Genomic DNA, 18,820 nt, shown 5'->3' with positions numbered 1-18,820 from the left:
CAACCCCGGCCCCCTCAGCTGAGGACGGAGCGCACCTCACGGGTCTCAAACCTTGCCGAAGAGTGGGTCGTCGACCCCGTGCCGTCGATCGGACGCCACCCGTCCGTGCCCATGACCCGGAACCGGCCCGACCACGTCGTCGTCAACGTCACCCGGTACTCGCCGACCGTCGTGTACGTGTGCGTCACGGTTCGGTCCGGGTACGCCGCACCCGGTTCCCTCGACGTCACCGGCTCACAACCGTCTCCCGAGTCCCACGAGAAGAGTGTCGGAGTCAGCTCGAGCTCGACCTCCGTCCCGAGCACGGTCGTCCGCATGTGCTCGACGCCCGCGTCCGTGAAGTACGTCATGGGGACCTGCACCGTGAACCACGTCGTCACCGGCGCGATCCGCGCCCGCTTCGCGGGGATCTTCAACGTCCTGAGCTCGCGGGCCATCGCCTCGGCAAGATCGTCCACCGGTTCGATCTCCCGCGCACAGGGACCGTTGAGCAGCCGCCAGCCCGACCAGTCCTCCGCCGTGCCACCCGACGGCCGGACCCGGTACTTCATGGGCGTCACCACGACCGAGCCCTCCGGGCAGACGAACGCCGTGGGCGCCTCGCACCAGGCCCGCAGATCAGGCTCCGCCACCGGGATCGTGATGATCTGGCAGTCCTCGATCTGCCACGGATGTCTCTGAACCAGAGTGTCGGGCGGCGCCGGTTCGTCACGAGGGGTTCCGGTGCCGCCTACGTCCTCGTCGCGAACACGGACCTTCGAGTCATCGTCGAAGTCCGAACCCAGCCCAGCGAGGCGGACAAGAGGCAACACCTCGGCACCCGCCATGGCCGCTGCACAAGGACTCGACGCGAGGCATCCGAGCGAGGACGCCGCGAGGAACGCACCCCAGACCCCGGCACGAAGTCGACGCCTCGTGGCACGCTCAACGATGGGCCTCACTCGTCAACAGTGGTGTCAATGGCGGTGACCGCAAACTCGTCCCCGACCGCGACTTCGACGAGCGCATCGCCGTCGAAGGACCTGAGCTCCGACTTCTCTCCATCGTGCTCGGTGATCGTGGTCAGCGTCTGCGTCATCGTGAGTCGCCACGCCTGGTGTCCGGGGTTCGTGCTCTCGAGGAGCGTGGCGACCTGGATCGCGAACTTGCCACCGGTCACTTCTGCATCGGCCTCGGCAAAGGTAACGATGTTGTCGTCGAGCAGTTGACACATGTGGCAGTTTTTGCCGGACACCGACCGAAGGGGCGCCGGATCCCCCGACTCGAGCCCGTACTCGTAAGCCTTGAAGAAGTTCTCGATGGTGACGAACGATGCGTCGATCTCGTCGGCAGGCAGCGGCTGGAGCCCGGCGGGGTTTGGCTCGACACTCGGGGTCGGCGCCGGCGCCGGCGACGCCGAGGGGGTCGCTGCCGCGGTCGGTGCGGCCGTCGTCGGAGCGGGCCTCAGCAGGGGCTCGTCCTCACCGCACGCGCCGAGCACGAGCGCGAGCACAGCGCTCGCGACGCACGCGACCACAGCGCGTGAGCGGGCATCGTGCGGACGAGTGGCAGGCGTGGGCATAGCGTCCTCCGGGTCGGGTTCGTCGTCGAACCTAGGGCCCATCTCGGACGAACGCATGCGGAGGTGTCGGACTGTGGACAACCTGACACACATGAGACCGCGCCGCCGACCGCGGGCACGGTCGACGGCGCGGAGCAGTTCACGCTGCGCGGGCTACACCGTCACAGGCCCGGGAACCACAGGCCGATCTCGCGTGCGGCCGACTCGGGCGAGTCGGAGCCGTGGACGAGGTTCTGCGCGACGGGCAGGCCCCAGTCACGGCCGAGGTCGCCACGGATGGTGCCGGGCGCGGCGGACGTCGGGTCGGTCGTGCCCGCGAGCGAGCGGAAGCCCTCGATGACGCGGTGGCCCTCGACGACGGCCGCGACGAGCGGGCCCGAGCCCATGAAGTCGACGAGGGGAGCGTAGAAAGGCTTGCCCTCGTGCTCGGCGTAGTGCTCCTCGAGGAGCGCGTCCGGCGCCGTGCGCAGCTCGAGCGCGACGAGGCGGTAGCCCTTCGCCTCGATGCGGCGCAGGATCTCACCGGTGAGGCCGCGGGAGACGCCGTCGGGCTTGACGAGGACAAGGGTGCGCTGGATGGAACTCATACGTCCGACCTTACCGTCCGGACCCGGCGCGCACCGCAGGTCCGCGTTGCGCCGAGGGGTGAGACGTCAGGCGTCGGGAGCGGTCTCGGGGTGAGCGGCGTCGTACTCGGCGCGCTCCCGGTCGATGCGCCCGCCGAGGCGCAGCGACATCACCCACAGCACCGCGAAGACGGCCCCGACGATGAACATCATCGGCACGACGAGTCCGGTCGCGAGGACGACGACCTGCACGACCGAGCCCGCGACGAGCCCTTCGGGGCTCCCCACGAAGCGAGAGAGGACAACAAGAACGACCATGAGGATGGCGCCGGCCGTCCAGATCGTCGCGTCCGACATCTCCGGAACGGCGTCCACACCGGCGCCCGTCACGCCCTGGAGACCCATCGCGACGAAGCACGCGAAGAGCACGACGAACGCCTCGAGCACGAGGATCGTCGAGGTGAACTGCTTGCGGGCGGACGGCTTGGCCTCGATGGGCTGGCCGGGGACGGGGAGACCGGAGGACGCGTGCACGCCCCGAAGGATACCCGCGCCTGCTGGACGCGGGCCCGGACCCGCCGCCCCCGGCCTGTGGCTCAGACCTCGCCGAAGCCCGACGTGACGAGCTCGACGACCGCGTCGACCGACTCCGACGCACCGGCGCCGTGAGCCGTGACCTCGAGCTCCGCGCCCGCTGTGGCGCCGAGCGCCATGAGCGCGAGGACGCTCGTCGCGTCGACGCCGCCGAGCGTCACCGCGGCGGGCAGGCCCGCCGCGAGCTTCGCGACCTCGGCCGCAGGCCGGGCGTGCAGGCCGTGCGGGTTGACGACGGTGACGCTCCGGGCGACGACGCCGTCCGCGCCGTCGTCGGACGCAGGAGAGCCGGGCACCGGACCGTCGGGAACCGGACCGTCAGGCACCGCCCCCGCCGCCTGCGCGACCGAGCCGGCAGCCCCACGCACGACGCCGACGAGCTCCTCCGCACCCGCGCCGCCCTGGGCCGCGACGGCCGCTGCGACCGCACCCTCGACGAACGGCCCGGGAGCAAGGTGCGTCCGGGCCGCGACGTCGTCGTCGACCATCTCGAGGACCGTCTGCGTCGTCAGCACGGCCGAGCCGAGGTCCGCAAGCACGAGGACCTCCCCCGGCGCACCGACGACGGCAGCCTCGATGCGCTCGAAGTCGGTCCCGAGCGAACCGTCGGCAAGGCCGCCGACCGGGACGATGTCGACGTCGGGCGCCATCTGGCCCGCGAGCTCCGCGAGCCCGCAGGCCAGCGCGTCCGCGTGCGAGACGAGGACGATACGCGTCCGTGCAGCGGTCATCCCCGGGCCACCTCAATCGCTGCGGTGAGCAGCACGACGGTCGAGCGCGCACCCGGGTCGAGGTGCCCCTGGCTGCGCTCGCCGAGGTAGCTCGCACGGCCCTTCGTCGCGAGGAGCGGCACCGTCGAGGCGGCACCCTCCTCCGCTCCCCGCAACGCGGCCTCGAGCACACCGGTCGGGTCGGCCCCGGCATCGCGCGCCTCCGCCGCCGCGGCGGCGGCGGGCGTCCACGCGTCGACCATCGTCTTCTCCCCGACGGCGGCCTTGCCGCGCGCGACGAGGCCCTCGAGCGCGGCCTCGAGCAGCGCCACGACGTCGTCCGGCCCGAGCTCGGGCACGGCCGTGACCTTCGCGGCCCGCAGGAACGCCGTGCCGTACAACGGCCCCGCCGCCCCGCCGACCGTCGACATGAGCGTCGTCGCGACGAGCTTGAGGACGTCGCCCACCGTCTCGGCGGGCGCGTCCGGGACCTTCGCCGCGACGGCCTGGAAACCGCGGTCCATGTTGACGCCGTGGTCGGAGTCGCCGATCTGCCGGTCGAGCTCCGTGAGCTCGTCCTTCGCGTCTGCCACGGCCGCTGCCGCCGCCAGCACCCAGGCGCGTGCCCACGCCACGTCGAGAACCCCCGTCACGGCGCTCACCAGCGCAGCGCCGGCGTGTGCACGGGTGCGTCCCACAGCCCTGTGAGCTCGTCGTCGAGCCGCATGACCGTCACCGAGCAGCCCTGCATCTCGAGCGACGTCACGTACGAGCCGACGAGCGACCGCTCGACGGTGACGCCACGCTCCTCGAGCAGACGGCGTGCCGCGCGGTAGACGACGTAGAGCTCCGAGGACGGCGTGCCACCCATGCCGTTGACGAACAGCAGGACCTTCTCGCCGCTCGCGAGGCCGAGGTCGTCGGCCACCGGGTCGACGAGCATCTTCGTGATCTCGTCCGCGGGCGCCGCCTTGATGCGGTGCCGTCCCGGCTCGCCGTGGATGCCGATGCCGATCTCGATCTCGTCGTCGGCCAGGTCAAAGCTCGGCCGTCCGACGTGCGGGACCGTCGGCGCGTGCAGAGCGACGCCCATCGACCGCACCGCGGCCGACGCCCGCTCGGCGAGCGCCGCGACCGTGTCGAGGTCGTCGCCGCGCGCCGCGGCCGCGCCCGCGATCTTCTCGACCATGACCGTGCCGCCGACGCCGCGGCGACCCGCCGTGTAGAGCGAGTCCTCGACCGCGACGTCGTCGTGCACGAGCACCGTGCGCACCGTGACGCCCTCGGCGTCCGCAAGCTCCGCGGCCGTCTCGAAGTTCAGCACGTCGCCCGTGTAGTTCTTGACGATCGCGAGCACGCCCCCGCCCGCGTCGGCCGCGACGAACGCCGCTCCGACCTGGTCGGGCGTCGGCGAGGTGAAGACTGCACCCGGCACGGCGGCGTCGAGCATGCCCTCGCCGACGAAGCCCGCGTGCAGCGGCTCGTGCCCCGCACCACCGCCCGAGACGACCGCGACCGTCCCGTGCGGCGGACGATTCCGCCGCAGGACGAAGAGCGGGTCCGTGCGAACCTCGACGAGGTCCGCGTGCGCGAGGCCAAACCCTTCGACGGACTCGTCGACGGCCTTGGCGGGATCGTTGAGCAGCTTCTTCATGGCACACCCTCCGTCTGAGCGGTGCACGGGAGCGCCCGGCACCGTCGCCTACGGGCGTCCGAGCAGGATGCGCGCCTCCGCCGCGAGGATGACCGAACCTGCGACGACGACGCCGGCTCCCGCGCCGACACCCACCGTGTCCTCACTCTCCGCCAAGGTCGCAGCCGTGTCGAGGGCAGAGGCGAGGTCTGGGAGGACGTGCACGCGATCCTCGCCGAAGACCTCCTCGGCGAGCGCCCCGAGCTCCTCGGCGGGCGTCGCGCGCACCGAGTGCACCTCCGTGACGACAAGCTCGTCGACGTGCGGCTCGAGCACCGAGAGGATGCCCTCGGCGTCCTTGTCCGCGAGGATCGCGACGACCGCGACGACACGCGTGAGGCCGAACGTCTCCTCGAGCGCCTCGACGAGCGTCTCGGCACCGGCAGGGTTGTGCGCGGCGTCGATGATGATCGTCGGACTCGACCGAAGGACCTCGAGCCGGCCGGGCGACGTCGCCGCCCGGAACCCCGCCTCGACGACCTCCGCAGGCAGCGCGGCGCCGCCCGTGACGAGCGCCTCGACCGCCGCGAGCCCGAGCAGCGCGTTGTGCGCCTGGTGCGCGCCGTGCAGCGGCAGGTAGATCTCCTGGTAGATGCCGCCCGGCGTGCGCAGGTCGAGGAGCTGGCCACCGACGGCGACGCGCCGCTGGACGACCTCGAGCTCGAGACCCTCGCGCACGAGGCGCGCACCGCGCGCACCCGCCGCGTCGACGATCTCGCGGTCGGCCGCCTCAGGCTGCTCCGAGACGATGACAGTCGCACCGTCCTTGATGATCCCGGCCTTCGTCCGCGCGATCTCCGCGACCGAGTGCCCGAGCCACCGCTCGTGGTCGATCGAGATCGGCGTGATGACCGCGACCTCGGCGTCGACGACGTTCGTCGAGTCCCAGCTACCGCCGAGACCGACCTCGATGATCGCGACGTCCACCGGGGCGTCCGCGAACGCGGCGAACGCCATGACGGTGAGCACCTCGAAGAAGCTCAGGCGCGGTCCGCCCGCGGCGAGCGACTCCTCGTCGACCATCCGCACGTACGGCTCGACATCCCGGAAGATCTCGACGAATCGCCGCTCCGTCACGGGCTCACCGTCGATCGCGATGCGCTCGGTGATGCTCGTGAGGTGCGGGCTCGTGAACCGACCGGTCCGCAGGCCCTGCTCGCGCACGAGCTGCTCGACCATGCGGGCCGTCGACGTCTTGCCATTCGTCCCTGTGAGGTGGATCGACTTGAAGGCTCGCTGCGGGTCGCCGAGCAGCTCGCACACCCGCTCCACGCGTCCGAGCGTCGGCTCGAAGTCGTGCTCGGGGTTGCGGCCGACGATCTCCGCGTAGACGGCCGCGAGCTCGGGGCTGCGGCCGTCGTCGGGCTGCGTGTTCTTCGCCATCATGCGTCCCGCTTCTCGACGTGCACGGACGGCTCGCCTGCGACGACCGTGAGCTCGACCGCCAGGGTCTCCGACGCGACGAGCTCGCGGTTCGCCTCGAGTGCCGCGACCTTGTCCGCCGCGACAGTGAGCGTCAGCGCGATGCGGTCGCCCACGTCGAGACCGGCCGCCTTGCGCGCGTCCTGCACCTCACGGACGACGTCGCGCGCGTAGCCCTCGGCGAGCAGCACGTCGTCGAGCGCGAGGTCGAGGACGACGAAGCCGCCGCCCGCGAGCACGGCAGCACCGACCTCGGCATCCGCGGCGCCGTCGCCGACGACCGTCGCAAGCTCGTACTCGGCCGGCTCGAGCGGCACGTCACCGTCGGGGGTGACGACGACGACCGTGCCGTCGGCCTCCTCGCGCCAGTCCCCCGCCTTCGCGGCCTTGATCGCGGCCTGGACGCCACGGCCCAGGCGCGGGCCTGCAGCCCGCGCGTTGACCGCGAGCCGCTGGACGACGCCATAGCGCGCCCCAGCCTCCGCGTCGAGCCGCTCGAGCTCGACGGCCTTGACGTTGAGCTCGCTCGCGATGATCTCCGCGTACGGCGCGAGGGCCGCCGGGTCCTCGACGACGACCGTGAGGCGCGAGAGCGGCTGGCGCACACGCTGCTTGTGCGCCTTGCGCACTGCGTGGCTCGACGAGACGACGGCACGCACGCGGTCGATCGCGGCGACGAGCGCGTCGTCGGCCGCGAGCACCGTGCCCGCAGCCGTCGCGACGCCTGCCTCGTCGGCGAGCACGGGCCAGTCGACGAGGTGCACCGACCGTCCACCCGTCAGACCCCGCCAGACCTCCTCCGCGAGCAGCGGCGCGAGCGGCGCCATGACGCGCGTGAGCGACTCGAGAGCCGTCCACAGCGTGTCGAACGCGTCGTCGTCCTCCGCCCAGAAGCGGTCGCGCTGGGTGCGCACGTACCAGTTCGTGAGCGCGTCGAGGTAGTCGCGCACCGACTCGCACGCGCCCGCGATGTCGTAGACGTCGAGCTGGGCCGTCACCGTCCGCACGAGGTCCCCGGTACGAGCCAGCAGGTAGCGGTCCATGTCGCCGAGCGACGCGGCACGCTCGGGCGTCACGGCCTTCGCCGTGTAGCCCTCGCCGCCACGGGCCGCGCCCGCGTAGAGCGTGAAGAAGTAGTACGTCGACCACACCGGGAGCAGCACCTGACGCACCGAGTCGCGGATGCCGTCCTCCGTGACGATGAGGTTGCCGCCGCGCAGGATCGGGCTCGACATGAGGAACCAGCGCATCGCGTCCGAGCCGTCACGGTCGAGGACCTCGGAGACGTCCGGGTAGTTGCGCAGCGACTTGCTCATCTTGCGACCGTCGGAGCCCAGCACGATGCCGTGCGAGACCGCCGTGCGGAACGCCGGACGGTCGAAGAGCGCCGTCGACAGGACGTGCAGCAGGTAGAACCAGCCGCGCGTCTGGCCGATGTACTCGACGATGAAGTCGCCCGGGAAATGGTGCTCGAACCAGTCGGTGTTCTCGAACGGATAGTGCACCTGCGCGAACGGCATCGAGCCCGAGTCGAACCACACGTCAAGGACGTCGGGGATGCGGCGCATCGTCGCCCTGCCCGACGGGTCGTCCGGGTTGGGACGCACGAGGTCGTCGATGTACGGACGGTGGAGGTCAGGCTCCCCGGCCTCGTTCGTCGGCACACGGCCGAAGTCCGCCTCGAGCTCCGCGAGCGAGCCGTAGACGTCCGTGCGCGGGAACGCCGGGTCGTCCGACACCCACACGGGGATCGGCGTGCCGAAGTAACGGTTGCGCGAGATCGACCAGTCACGCGCACCCGCGAGCCACTTGCCGAACTGCCCGTGCTTGATGTGCTCGGGCGTCCAGGTGATCTCCTCGTTGAGCTCGACCATGCGGTCACGGAACTCCGTGACGCGCACGAACCAGCTCGACACCGCCTTGTAGATGAGGGGGTTCCGGCAGCGCCAGCAGTGCGGGTAGGAGTGCTGGTACGTCTCGTGACACAGCACGACCGCCCGGCGCTCGGCCGGGATCGCCGCGAGCGGGCCAGTGCCGTCCTTGAGGTCACGGATGATCAGCGGGTTCGCGTCGAAGACCTGCTCGCCGACATAGTCGGGCACGAGGGCCGTGAAGCAGCCGCGCGCGTCGATCGGCACGACGGGCACGATGCCGGCCGCGTCGCACGCGTCCTTGTCGTCCTCGCCGAACGCCGGGGCGAGGTGCACGAGACCCGTGCCGTCCTCGGTCGAGACCCAGTCCGCCGCGAGCACCTGGTGCGCGGCAGGGTTCTCGGCGTCGTCCGCGAAGTACGCGAACGGCGGCGTGTAGCGGCGCCCGGCAAGCTCAGCGCCCGTGAGGGTGCGCAGGACGGCCGCCTGCGGGTCGTCGCCCAGGCCGAGCTCCGCGGCGTACGCGCCCAGGCGCGCCGCGCCGAGCAGCACCTCCTGGCCAGTGACGACCGAGCCCTCGCCCGCACGCACGACGACGTACTCGACGTCCGGCCCCACCGCGAGCGCCAGGTTCGACGGCAAGGTCCACGGCGTCGTCGTCCAGATGAGCGCAAGCTCGCCCGACTCGAGCCGCACACCCACCGTGAGCGCCGGGTCCTGACGCGACTGGTACACGTCGTCGTCCATGCGCAGCTCGTGGTTCGACAGCGGCGTCTCGTCGCGCCAGCAGTACGGCAGCACCCGGTAGCCCTCGTACGCAAGGCCCTTGTCGTGCAGGCTCTTGAACGCCCACAGGACCGACTCCATGTACGTGACGTCGAGCGTCTTGTAGTCATTGTCGAAGTCCACCCAGCGCGCCTGGCGCGTGACGTACTCCTGCCACTCCTTCGTGTACCGGAGCACGGACGTGCGGCACGCCTCGTTGAACGCCGCGATGCCCATGGCCTCGATCTCGGACTTGTCCGTGATCCCCAGCACGCGCTCGGCCTCGAGCTCCGCCGGCAGACCGTGCGTGTCCCAGCCGAACCGGCGCTCCACACGGCGGCCACGCATCGTCATGTAGCGCGGCACGACGTCCTTCGCGTAGCCCGTGAGCAGGTGGCCGTAGTGCGGCAGACCGTTCGCGAAGGGCGGGCCGTCGTAGAAGACGAACTCGTTGTCGCCGTCCGTGCCCGCGGGACGCTGGTCGATCGACGCCTGGAACGTGCCGTCGGCGTCCCAGTACGCGAGGACGTCGCGCTCGAGGGAGGGAAGATCCGGGCTCGCCGGGACGGCGGAGTCGCGGTGGAGGGGGTACGCCATGACTAGCTCCTGCGGGTGGTCGCGTGCTGCTGCAAAGTGCTGCAGGGACGACGTCACCGCCGCGGTACCACCCCGCTTGACCCCACCTCGCTCCGAGGAGCGCGGCACGGACCGCTCGACCGGCTGTCACGGGCCGTCCCCGTCCGGCTCTACTGAGACTCCCAAAGGAGTCCGTTCTTCCGGAGGCTCGCCGGTGATGGCCGGGTCGACGCCTGTGGGCACCACCTTACCCTCACCCGCCGGCGACGTGCCGAGGGGATCGCGCCGCGGGCGGTCGCCCGCGTCAGGCTCGGGCAAGCCTGCGTCGCGTGAACGCCTCGATGTCACGAGCGACGAGCTCCTCGACCGTCGCGATCGCGGGGCCGAAGATCGAGCGGACGAGGGCGTCGTCGCGGGTCATGGTCGTGCTGGCAGGGGCGCTCAGGAGAGTCGTGGGCATGGCGGGTCCTCGGATGCGGTGCGGGTGCGGGCTGGGGTCGCGTCGTCAGCGACAGCGACAGCACGCACCGGCGAGGAGCGCCGGGGCCGCCGCGGGCACGACGACGCAGCACATTCGCTGCGTCGGGGTCCCGTGGCTCTGGCTCATGGGCACGAGGATGCCGGAACGCGTCGGGCATGCGAAGCATCGCCGTCGGCGTCCCGGATGGTGAGATCTGGCGCAGGGTAGCGCCCTGGTTCTTTGCATCTGGTCCGGGGCCGTCGGCGCCGGGTCCGGGCCGTCGGTGCCGGTGCCGTCAGGCCTAGTTGCGGGCGACGAGCGTGTTCGACGCCTGCGCGCGCGGCCGGATGATCATCGAGTCGATGTTGACGTGGTGCGGACGCGTGAGCGTCCACACGACGGCGTCGGCGACGTCCGACGCGACGAGCGGTGCGTCGACACCCGCGTAGACGGCGGCGGCCTTCTCCGCGTCGCCGTCGTACCGCACGAGCGAGAACTCCTCCGTCGCGACCATGCCCGGCGCGATCTCGATGACACGCACGGGCTCTCCGACGAGCTCGAGGCGCAGCGTGCTCGCGATGATGCGCTCGGCGTGCTTCGCGGCGACGTAGCCGGCACCGCCGGGGTACGTGTCGTGCGCGGCCGTCGAGGTGAGGACGACGACGTCGCCACGCCCGGACTCGCGCAACGACGGCAGCAGGGCGCGCGTGAGACGCAGCGTGCCGAGAACGTTCGTCTCGTACATCTGACGCCACCGATCGAGGTCGGCATCGGCGACGGAGTCCGTCCCGAGGGCGCCGCCCGCGATGTTGACGACCGCGTTGAGCGGGCCGTCGGCCGTCACGCGCGCGACGGCCGGAGCGACCGAGGCGTCGTCCGTGACGTCGCACGCGATCGCGGTCGCGCCCGTGCGAGCCGCGAGCTCCTCGAGCCGATCGACGCGTCGGGCAAGGGCGAAGACGTCCCAGCCGGCGGCGCGCAGCAACTCGACCGTCGCGAGGCCGATCCCCGAGGACGCACCGGTGACGACGGCCCGCAGGCTCGGCGTCATCGGATGCGTGGCGCGGCGGCGGCCGGCGCGCGTCGGGAGCTTCTCGACGGTGTCCTCGCCGTGCTCGTCGACGTCGTAGGGGTTGATGGGGCGCACCACAGTGGCGTCGGCAGGATCGGCGTCAGGAATGGGCTCGATGTCGTGGGTTGCCACCGTCCCGTCCGTCGCGTCGGCGGACACCGCGGAACCGGACGTCGGACCGCCGAGGAGGCCGCGTACGCGCTCGGCGATCTCGTCGCGGACGAGGCGCATGCGCTCCACCCCTTCGACGCCGCGCTCCGACGGCTCGTCGAGCACCCACCTCACGACCGGGGTGCCGTCGTGCGCCTGGACGTCGGCCTGCTCACCAAGCACGACGACGACGTCGGCCGCCGCGATCATCTCGTCCGTGACCAGCTGCGGGACGTGCTCGGAGATGTCGACCCCGACCTCAGCGAGCGCGGCGACGGACTCGCCGTTGAGCGACTCCCCGGGCGCGGTCCCGGCCGAGACGAAGGTCGCGCCGGGCGCGAACGCACGCGCGAGCCCCTCCGCCATGGGCGACTTGCCGCCGTTGCGGCTGCACACGAACAGGACTGACCCGGGGACCTCGCTCATGACATCCATGGTCGCACCACCCACGGACATCGGTCGCCACGAACGCCTGCCCTGCACCCTCCCGACACCTGACGCGGGGCCTGTGGACAACGATTCTATCCACAGATCTCAGCCTGGAGATGCGATCGAACACACGTTCCATATCGTTGATCACATGACACCGGACCCGCACCCCGAGGAGCGCGAACCCACGCGCTCCGTCGCCCCTGACGGGGCGCTGTTCTCAGGTGCGCCGGGAGCGTTCGTCATGCCCGGCGCCCTGGACAGCGCGAGCGGCAACGACAGCACTGATGGCTTCGACGGCGCTGATGGTAGGGCCGGCAGCAGTGGCAACGGCACCCGCGACTACGGTGGCGGCACTTCACCCAACGTGACGCGGAGCGCCCAGGACGGGCGCGGCGGGAGCCAGGGCGGCTCGGACACCCGTCAACGAGCGGGGACCTCGAGCACCCCGCTCCCTGAGCTCACCTCCCACTCCGACTTCCTCGCGTGGCAGGAGCATCTCGCCGACGCGCACGGCGCAGCCTTGCGCGTCATCGAATCGATCGAGGCGGAGCAGCGTGCGACGTCGGCCCTACGACTGCAGACCATGGCGGTGCTGGCGCACCTCAGCGAGGCCGCTGCCCAGGTGGTGTGGGACCCGGTCGCCGGAAGGTCTCGCGTCCAGACCCGGGCCAGCGAGATCCACGCGGCGCGAAGATCGACGGTCGCCGAGGTCGCGACACGCACCCGTACGGCCGAGGGCCACGTCGTGGCCGAGTGGGACCTGGCACAGCACGTGACGGTTCAGCACCCCCATGCCGTCGACGACCTGGCCGCGGGACTGCTGTCGGCGCAGCACCTCAAGGTCATCGCCGAGGAGAGCGCCGTCGTGCCGGTCGAGCACCGCGAGTCCTTCGGGAAGATGCTCGCGACGCAGGCCCGCAACCGGACTCCCGGCCAACTCCGGGCATGGGCGCGCCGACATCGCGAGCTGGCACAACCCGGGTCGCTCAACCTCCGGCACCGAGCAGCGCGCGCAGGCAGGTACGTGACCCTCGAGCCGGGCAGGGACGGCATGGCGTGGCTGAGCGCGCACCTCTCCGCGGTCGCGGCAGCTGCGGTGTTCGACAGGCTCACGGCCGCAGCAGTGGCCTGCCAAGGACCGGAGGAGTCACGGACCCTGGCGCAGCTGCGGGCCGACGCCCTGGCGGACTACGTGCTCGCCGAGGCGCCGGCCCCAGGACCCGAGGGGTGCACCGCAGTCGCCGAACCTGCGGACGGCATGGCGACGTTCAACGTCAACACCTCGCCGAGGCAGCTCCGCCGAGCCGGTCACCCGCCTTCGGAGGCCGCCGAAGGACCTCCATCGATCCCCGTCGTCCCTTTCGAGGAGTCCGCCCGCGCGGTGCTCGCCCGGACTCCGCTCGAGCGGAAGATCGCGGTCTCCACACACCTCGCCGACGCCGATGACGTCCGCAACGTCATGTCCCGCGCGTGCGACGCAGACATCTTCGGGATCAGGCCTGCGGTCTCGGTGACCGTTCCCCACACCCTTCTGCTCGCTACGGCCTCCACGTCCGAGGCCGATCCGGCTGAGGGCCGATCGCAGGATCCGCGTCCGCGAGAGCCACGTCCTCACGCGGGCAAGACGCTCGAACCGCATTCACACGGCGCGCATCCGCACGACCCACACCTCCACGGCGCGCATCCGCACGACCTGTCGCCGCAGACACCCGAGCGAAGCCCAGCGGCCGACTCCTTGCCGACGGCCGCGCTTCGTCCGACGGCCGAGCTCGTCGGCCACGGTCCCCTCGACGACGACACCGCCCTCGAGCTGCTCGCCGCTGCGCCGTCGCTCCGCCGGATCCTCACCGACCCGCACACAGGCATCGCGCTCGACTTGTCCCGCACGGCCTACGCCACTCCGGCACCGCTCCGGGCGTTCCTCGCGCTGCGTGACGTCACGTGCCGTTTCACCGGGTGTCGTCGGCCTGCGATGCGTTCCGACGTCGACCACGTCCACGACTGGGCCGACGGCGGAGAGTCGAGTGCCGACAACCTCGTGCACCTGTGCCGGGCGCACCACAGGCTCAAGCACACCTCGGGGTGGACGAGCCACGTCCTCACGATCGACGACCTCGCCAAACTGGACCCGGCCGACCACGCGGACTCTCCCGAGCTCGCTGCTGTCGTCGCCAGCGCCAGGGTGGCCGTCACCTCGGTCGTCGACACCAGCCCCTCGGACAGGGGCGAGATCGAGCGCCGGCTCGCTCCATCCGTTGTGCGCTGGACCGATCCGCACGGCCACGTCACCGACACGGTCGCGGAGCTACGTCCCGGGCGCTCCGATGCGGTCGCCGCGCCACCACACGGCACGCAGGCGCACGCCGAGAGCCCGCCCCCGGGCACGCCAACAGGCTCGTCACCAAGTCCGCCCACGGACCCGTCACAGCGCCCACTCACCGGCCCGCCACCTTCCCCGCCAACAGGCTCGTCACCGAGCTCGCCCACCGGCCCGCCACCTGACCCGCCAACAGACTCGTCGCCGAGTACTCCCACCAACCCGCCAGCCGGCCACGAAGGAGAAGCACCGCCACCGTTCTGACCACTCATCTGTCGATGCGCATCTGCAGCGGCACCTCTGCCCGCTGGATTCTGCCAGTCCGTAACTGATCGCGAGCGCGTACTCGGGCGGTTCGTCCGGCGTAACCGTCCACAGGTGAGGCCTGCCCCGGTCCTCGTGCACTCGTGCCCCTAGGCTGGGTCCCGCGGCGGCCGCCGCCTGCACACTCGGAGGAGCAACGACATGACGATCGGTTTCATCGGTGCCGGCACGATGGCGTCCGCGATCATCTCGGGAATCGTTGGCCGTGGTGTCGTCGCGGCGCACGACGTCGTCGTGCACGACCCGCACGGCGCAGCCTCGGCGGCTCTCGCGGAGAAGCTCGGCGTGCGCGTCGCCGACTCCAACGAGGCGCTCGTCGACGCCGTCGACACGGTCGTCCTCGCGATCAAGCCGCAGGTCTTCGGCCAGGTCCTTCCCCCGCTCGCGTCGGCCCTCGCGGAGAACGGCACGCTCGTCGTGTCGATCGCCGCCGGGACCCCGCTCGCACGTATCGGGTCGCTCCTCGGCGAGCACGGCAGCTCGCAGCCCGTCGTCCGCGTCATGCCGAACGTCAACGCCCAGATCGGCGCAGGCATGGCCGCCGTCGCCGGTAACGACGTCGCGACCGAGGCCCAGGTCGCCGAGGTCGTCGAGCTCTTCCGTGCTGTCGGCGACGCGATCGAGCTGCCCGAGTCGTCGTTCTCGATGTTCACCGCGATCGCGGGCTCGGCACCCGCCTACGCTTTCCTCTTCATCGACGCCCTCGCGCGCGGTGCCCTCAAGGCCGGGATGCCGAAGGCGCTCGCTACGCGCATCGCCGCGCAGACAGTCTTCGGGTCCGCCCAGATGATCCTCGAGTCGGGCGAGCACCCGTGGACGCTCGTCGACAAGGTCTGCTCTCCCGGCGGCACGACGATCGCCGGGCTCATGGCGCTCGAGGACGGCGGCTTCGTCTCGACCGTCGTCGACTCGGTGAGCGCGACGATCGAGCGCGACCTCGAGCTCGGCGCCGGCGGCTAGTCTCCGAGCGCGAGGTCGCGCGCGATCGTCGCCGGCAGCTAGTCCTCGACCGCAGACCGCCTCGGGCGGCGACGTCGGTCGCGGTCCGCCGCCGGTCGGCGGTCTCGTCAACCTCGTCCGGCAGCCGGGCCGTGTCCGGGACCGAGGCCGGGTCGAGGTCGGGGTCGGGGTCGGGGTCCGGGTCCGGACATGGGATCGAGGTCGGGTCCAGGTCGGAGTCCGGGTCCGGGTCCGGGTCCGGCAACGGGAACGCGTCCGGGTCGGAGTCTGGGTCGGAATTCGGTTCGCAGTCCGGTTCGCAGTCCGGGTCCGATTCCGAGCTCGAGTCCGGGGACCACGATGCCCACAGCGACCCTCGGTCATACCCGACGCGCGACGGTACGCTGGGAGTCGACCCACCCGGCACCGAGTCGTCGGGCGGCGCGGCCCGGATATGGGCCGTCGGTCGTGGATGCCCTTCGCGCGTCCGTCCCTCAGCCACCGTCGTGCGTGACGACCGGGCGAGCGCGTGGCCCCCCGACAGGACCCTTCGTCGCCGGGCCGCCGACGTTCCCGCCGCGGACGCTTCGCGCACCACGCCCCGTCTCGCGCGAACTCTGCACGCGCCGCCACTCGGAGACCTTGTGCCTCGTTCCTTCACCGCTCGGTCGGCTCGCACCACGGCACCTCTCGGTCTGCCTGGCGTCGGGCGGCACCCCAGCGCCTCGCGGTCCCCCGTGGCGGCGCCGAACCCCCGCTCGTCGGCTCTCAGCTCGTCAGAGCCCAGCCCGTCGGGCCCACGCAGGTCAGAGCCCCGCTCGACAGAGCCCGCCTCGTCAGAGGCACACCCGTCAGAGCCCCGCTCGCCGGAGCTCGGTTCGCCGGAGCCCCGTTCGCCGGAACCCGTTTCATCGCGCCAGGCTCGACGACGCCGTTCGCCCATCATCGCCGCGTCGTCCACCCGCTCGTCCGGCACGAGCTCGTCGCACCGGACCCGTCGACGCCGCTCGGCTGTCGTCGCCGCAACCGTCGCTGCCAGCGCCCTCGCCCTGTCGGCCTGCACGCAGTCCGACGCCCAGGTCCCGGCCCCGGGCCCGACAACCACCGGTACAGCGTCGGCCGCCCCCGGCGCGACGACCTACCCGCTGACCATCGACAACTGCGGCACCAAGGTGACGTTCACACAGCGCCCCGGGCGGATCCTCACGATCAAGTCGGCGACGACCGAGATGCTCCTCGCCCTCGGCGTCGGCGACGCGATCATCGGCACCGCCTACCCGGACGGTCCCGCACCCGAGCCGTGGACGGCCCAGGCGGCCGCGATCCCCGTGCTCGCCGAGAAGGTCCCGAGCCACGAGGTCGTCCTCGAGGCCGAGCCCGACCTCGTGCTCGCGGGCTGGGAGTCGAACTTCTCTGCCGAGGGTGCCGGCGAGCGCGCCGACCTCGAAAAGCTCGGGGTCCGTACGCTCGTCGCTCCCTCAGCCTGCAAGACAGCGCCGTACGCACCGAAGCCGTTGACCTTCGACACGGTGTTCGACGAGATCGAGCTCGTCGGCTCGATCGTCGACCGCTCCCCCGAGGCCGCGACCCTCGTCGCGCAGCAGCGCGCGGCACTCGCCGCGATCACGCCCGACGACCGTGGGCTCACCGCCCTGTGGTTCTCGTCGGGCTCCGACACCCCGTACGTCGGAGGCGGCACCGGGGCGCCGCAGCTCATCATGTCGACCGCCGGACTCACGAACATCGGCGACTCGATCGACGACGCCTGGGGGCCCATGTCCTGGGAGGGCGTCGCGGAGGCCGACCCTGACGTCATCGTCCTCGTCGACTCCCCGTGGAACAGCGCCGAGAAGAAGAAGTCGCTCCTCGCCGACGGCGCCGTGACAAAGGAGTTGCGTGCGGTGCGCAGCGGCTCCTACGTCGTCGTTCCCTTCCCTGCGACCGAGGCCGGGGTCCGCACCGTCGCCGCGGCCGCACAGGTCGCGGCGGACCTCAGCGCGCTGGAGGTCGCACCCCGGTGACGACGGAGAAGCGGGCGACGGTGGAGCACGCGGGAGTCTGGCAGGCGGAAGCCCGCGACGCAGCAGCGCATCCGGCGGAGGCAACGCCTGCTCCGGCGGAGTCGCTGCAGGCTTCGGCTCGCGCATCAGAGCCCCTGCAGGCAGCAGGGCGCCCGGCAGAGTCCCCGCAGACTGAGCCCCGCACGACGGAGTCCCCCACGACCGGAGCCACCGTGGCTCAGCGCGATGTGGCCGGATCGCGGCGCGCGACGGCACCTCCTGCCTCGTCGGCCAGCGGACGCCGGAGTACGCCGCCGACCTCGGTACTCGTCGGCTCGGGTCTCGTCGTCCTCGTTCTCGTCCTGCTCGTCGCGGTCCTCGTCGGTCCAGCCGCCCTCACCCCGGCCGAGGTCTGGGCATCAGTCCGCCACCACCTTCTCGGCGGCGAGCCGACGCTCTCGACCCTGCGCGACGCGATCGTCTGGGAGGGCCGTCTGCCGCGCGCCCTCACTGCCGCCGCAGTGGGCGCGGGGCTCGCCGTGTGCGGCGTCGTCATGCAGGCCCTCACGCGCAACCCGCTCGCCGATCCCTACCTCCTGGGTCTCTCGTCGGGTGCGAGCCTCGGCGCGGTGAGCGTCCTCCTGCTCGGCATCTCGGTGCTGCTTCCGGTCGCAGCCTTCGCGGGCGCGGGGCTTGCACTGGTGGCGTCGCTCGCGCTCGCCGGGACGCTCGGGGCGCTCACCCCGACGCGGACCGTCCTCGCGGGGCTCGCCGTGAGCCAGCTGGCGGCGGCCGCGACGAGCCTCGTCATCTTCTGGTCGGCCGAGGGCGACTCCTACCGCGAGGTCCTCACGTGGCTCATGGGTTCGGTCGCCGGGGCCGGCTGGGGCTCGGTCGCGATCGCGGGCATCGCTCTGCTGGTCCTCGGTGTCCCGCTCGCGGCCGCGGGCAACGTCCTCGACGCGATGACGTTCGGCGACCACGCGGCCTCGGCCCTCGGGATCCCCGTCGAGCGGGTCCGGTGGACCCTGCTCGGCGCGGTCGCTCTGCTCACCGGGGCGCTCGTGTCCGTGTCGGGCGCGATCGGCTTCGTCGGCCTCGTCCTGCCCCACGCGGTACGCGCCGTCGTCGGCTCGCGGCACCGCGCGGTCCTGCCGGTCTCGGCCGTCGCCGGCGCGATCGTCCTCGTGCTCGCCGACACGCTCGCCCGCACCGCGTTCGAGCCGCGCGAGCTGCCGGTCGGCGTCGTCACTGCAGCGCTCGGCGCTCCCGCGTTCGCGTGGCTGCTCCACCGCACGAGGAGATCGCTCGCATGACGACGGAGAGGATTGCGGACGAGCCTCCCGTCGTGGCTACGGGCGACCAGGT

General features: G+C 71.9%; 15 protein-coding genes and 1 pseudogene. 4 read left to right on the top strand and 12 right to left on the bottom strand.

The genetic code is table 11. The annotated features are described in order from the left end of the window. Positions 1-14 precede the first annotated feature (14 nt). The 12 genes and pseudogenes from G7063_RS05920 to G7063_RS15245 all read right to left on the bottom strand — a co-directional run. Positions 15-632, bottom strand: a complete 618-nt coding sequence (locus G7063_RS05920) for a PKD domain-containing protein (protein WP_166413575.1) — start codon at positions 630-632, stop codon at positions 15-17. 305 nt (positions 633-937) lie between these two features. Continuing rightward, positions 938-1,618 carry a DUF6318 family protein gene (locus tag G7063_RS05915; RefSeq protein WP_166413574.1) on the bottom strand — a complete coding sequence of 227 codons (681 nt, stop codon included), beginning with the start codon at positions 1,616-1,618 and terminating at the stop codon, positions 938-940. A 104-nt stretch (positions 1,619-1,722) separates the two neighbouring features. After that, complete coding sequence (gene ndk, locus G7063_RS05910) at positions 1,723-2,148, bottom strand: nucleoside-diphosphate kinase (RefSeq protein ID WP_166413573.1); 426 nt, start codon at positions 2,146-2,148, stop codon at positions 1,723-1,725. A gap of 66 nt (positions 2,149-2,214) precedes the next feature. Beyond that, a complete protein-coding gene (locus tag G7063_RS05905; protein ID WP_166413572.1) occupies positions 2,215-2,661 on the bottom strand; it encodes a DUF4233 domain-containing protein in 447 nt (148 codons plus the stop codon). Between the two features lie 62 nt (positions 2,662-2,723). After that, on the bottom strand, positions 2,724-3,452 hold the full coding sequence (dhaM, locus tag G7063_RS05900) for a dihydroxyacetone kinase phosphoryl donor subunit DhaM (RefSeq protein WP_166413571.1): 729 nt from the start codon (positions 3,450-3,452) through the stop codon (positions 2,724-2,726). After that, on the bottom strand, positions 3,449-4,093 hold the full coding sequence (gene dhaL, locus G7063_RS05895; protein WP_206188220.1) for a dihydroxyacetone kinase subunit DhaL: 645 nt from the start codon (positions 4,091-4,093) through the stop codon (positions 3,449-3,451). The genes dhaM and dhaL overlap by 4 nt, the downstream gene beginning before the upstream one ends. Continuing rightward, entirely contained in the window at positions 4,090-5,085 is a 996-nt protein-coding gene (dhaK, locus tag G7063_RS05890; protein ID WP_166413569.1) for a dihydroxyacetone kinase subunit DhaK, read from the bottom strand. The genes dhaL and dhaK overlap by 4 nt, the downstream gene beginning before the upstream one ends. Positions 5,086-5,133: 48 nt before the next feature. Continuing rightward, the gene (locus G7063_RS05885; RefSeq protein ID WP_166413568.1) at positions 5,134-6,510 is read right to left on the bottom strand and encodes a folylpolyglutamate synthase/dihydrofolate synthase family protein; all 1,377 of its coding nucleotides are present in this window, start codon (positions 6,508-6,510) and stop codon (positions 5,134-5,136) included. Next, positions 6,507-9,779, bottom strand: coding sequence for an isoleucine--tRNA ligase (gene ileS / locus G7063_RS05880; protein WP_166413567.1), 3,273 nt, complete (start codon positions 9,777-9,779; stop codon positions 6,507-6,509). Before ileS ends, G7063_RS05885 begins: the two co-directional genes overlap by 4 nt. 283 nt (positions 9,780-10,062) lie before the next feature. Next, positions 10,063-10,218 (bottom strand): hypothetical protein, encoded by a 156-nt coding sequence (locus tag G7063_RS05875; RefSeq protein WP_166413566.1) that lies wholly within the window; start codon positions 10,216-10,218, stop codon positions 10,063-10,065. A 301-nt stretch (positions 10,219-10,519) separates the two neighbouring features. Further along, positions 10,520-11,269, bottom strand: coding sequence for an SDR family NAD(P)-dependent oxidoreductase (locus tag G7063_RS15250; protein WP_166415220.1), 750 nt, complete (start codon positions 11,267-11,269; stop codon positions 10,520-10,522). A 219-nt stretch (positions 11,270-11,488) separates the two neighbouring features. Beyond that, positions 11,489-11,866, bottom strand: a pseudogene (locus tag G7063_RS15245) (low molecular weight phosphatase family protein); the annotation flags it as partial. 154 nt (positions 11,867-12,020) lie between these two features. Between G7063_RS15245 and G7063_RS05860 the strand changes: the two are divergent. From G7063_RS05860 to G7063_RS05845, 4 genes are all read left to right on the top strand, one after another. Then, positions 12,021-14,453: an HNH endonuclease signature motif containing protein gene (locus G7063_RS05860; RefSeq protein WP_166413565.1), complete on the top strand. Its 2,433-nt coding sequence runs from the start codon at positions 12,021-12,023 to the stop codon at positions 14,451-14,453. A gap of 201 nt (positions 14,454-14,654) precedes the next feature. Then, entirely contained in the window at positions 14,655-15,473 is an 819-nt protein-coding gene (gene proC / locus G7063_RS05855) for a pyrroline-5-carboxylate reductase (protein WP_166413564.1), read from the top strand. Between the two features lie 1,151 nt (positions 15,474-16,624). Then, the gene (locus G7063_RS05850; RefSeq protein WP_240916202.1) at positions 16,625-17,473 is read left to right on the top strand and encodes a putative F420-0 ABC transporter substrate-binding protein; all 849 of its coding nucleotides are present in this window, start codon (positions 16,625-16,627) and stop codon (positions 17,471-17,473) included. A 212-nt stretch (positions 17,474-17,685) separates the two neighbouring features. Then, positions 17,686-18,768, top strand: a complete 1,083-nt coding sequence (locus G7063_RS05845; protein WP_240916201.1) for a putative F420-0 ABC transporter permease subunit — start codon at positions 17,686-17,688, stop codon at positions 18,766-18,768. Positions 18,769-18,820: the final 52 nt, after the last annotated feature.

Source organism: Sanguibacter sp. HDW7 (assembly GCF_011300875.1).
In the GTDB taxonomy this organism is placed as follows: domain Bacteria; phylum Actinomycetota; class Actinomycetes; order Actinomycetales; family Cellulomonadaceae; genus Flavimobilis.
The sequence above is the reverse complement of the archived record's forward strand: the minus strand, read 5'-3'. Positions and strand labels throughout refer to the sequence as shown.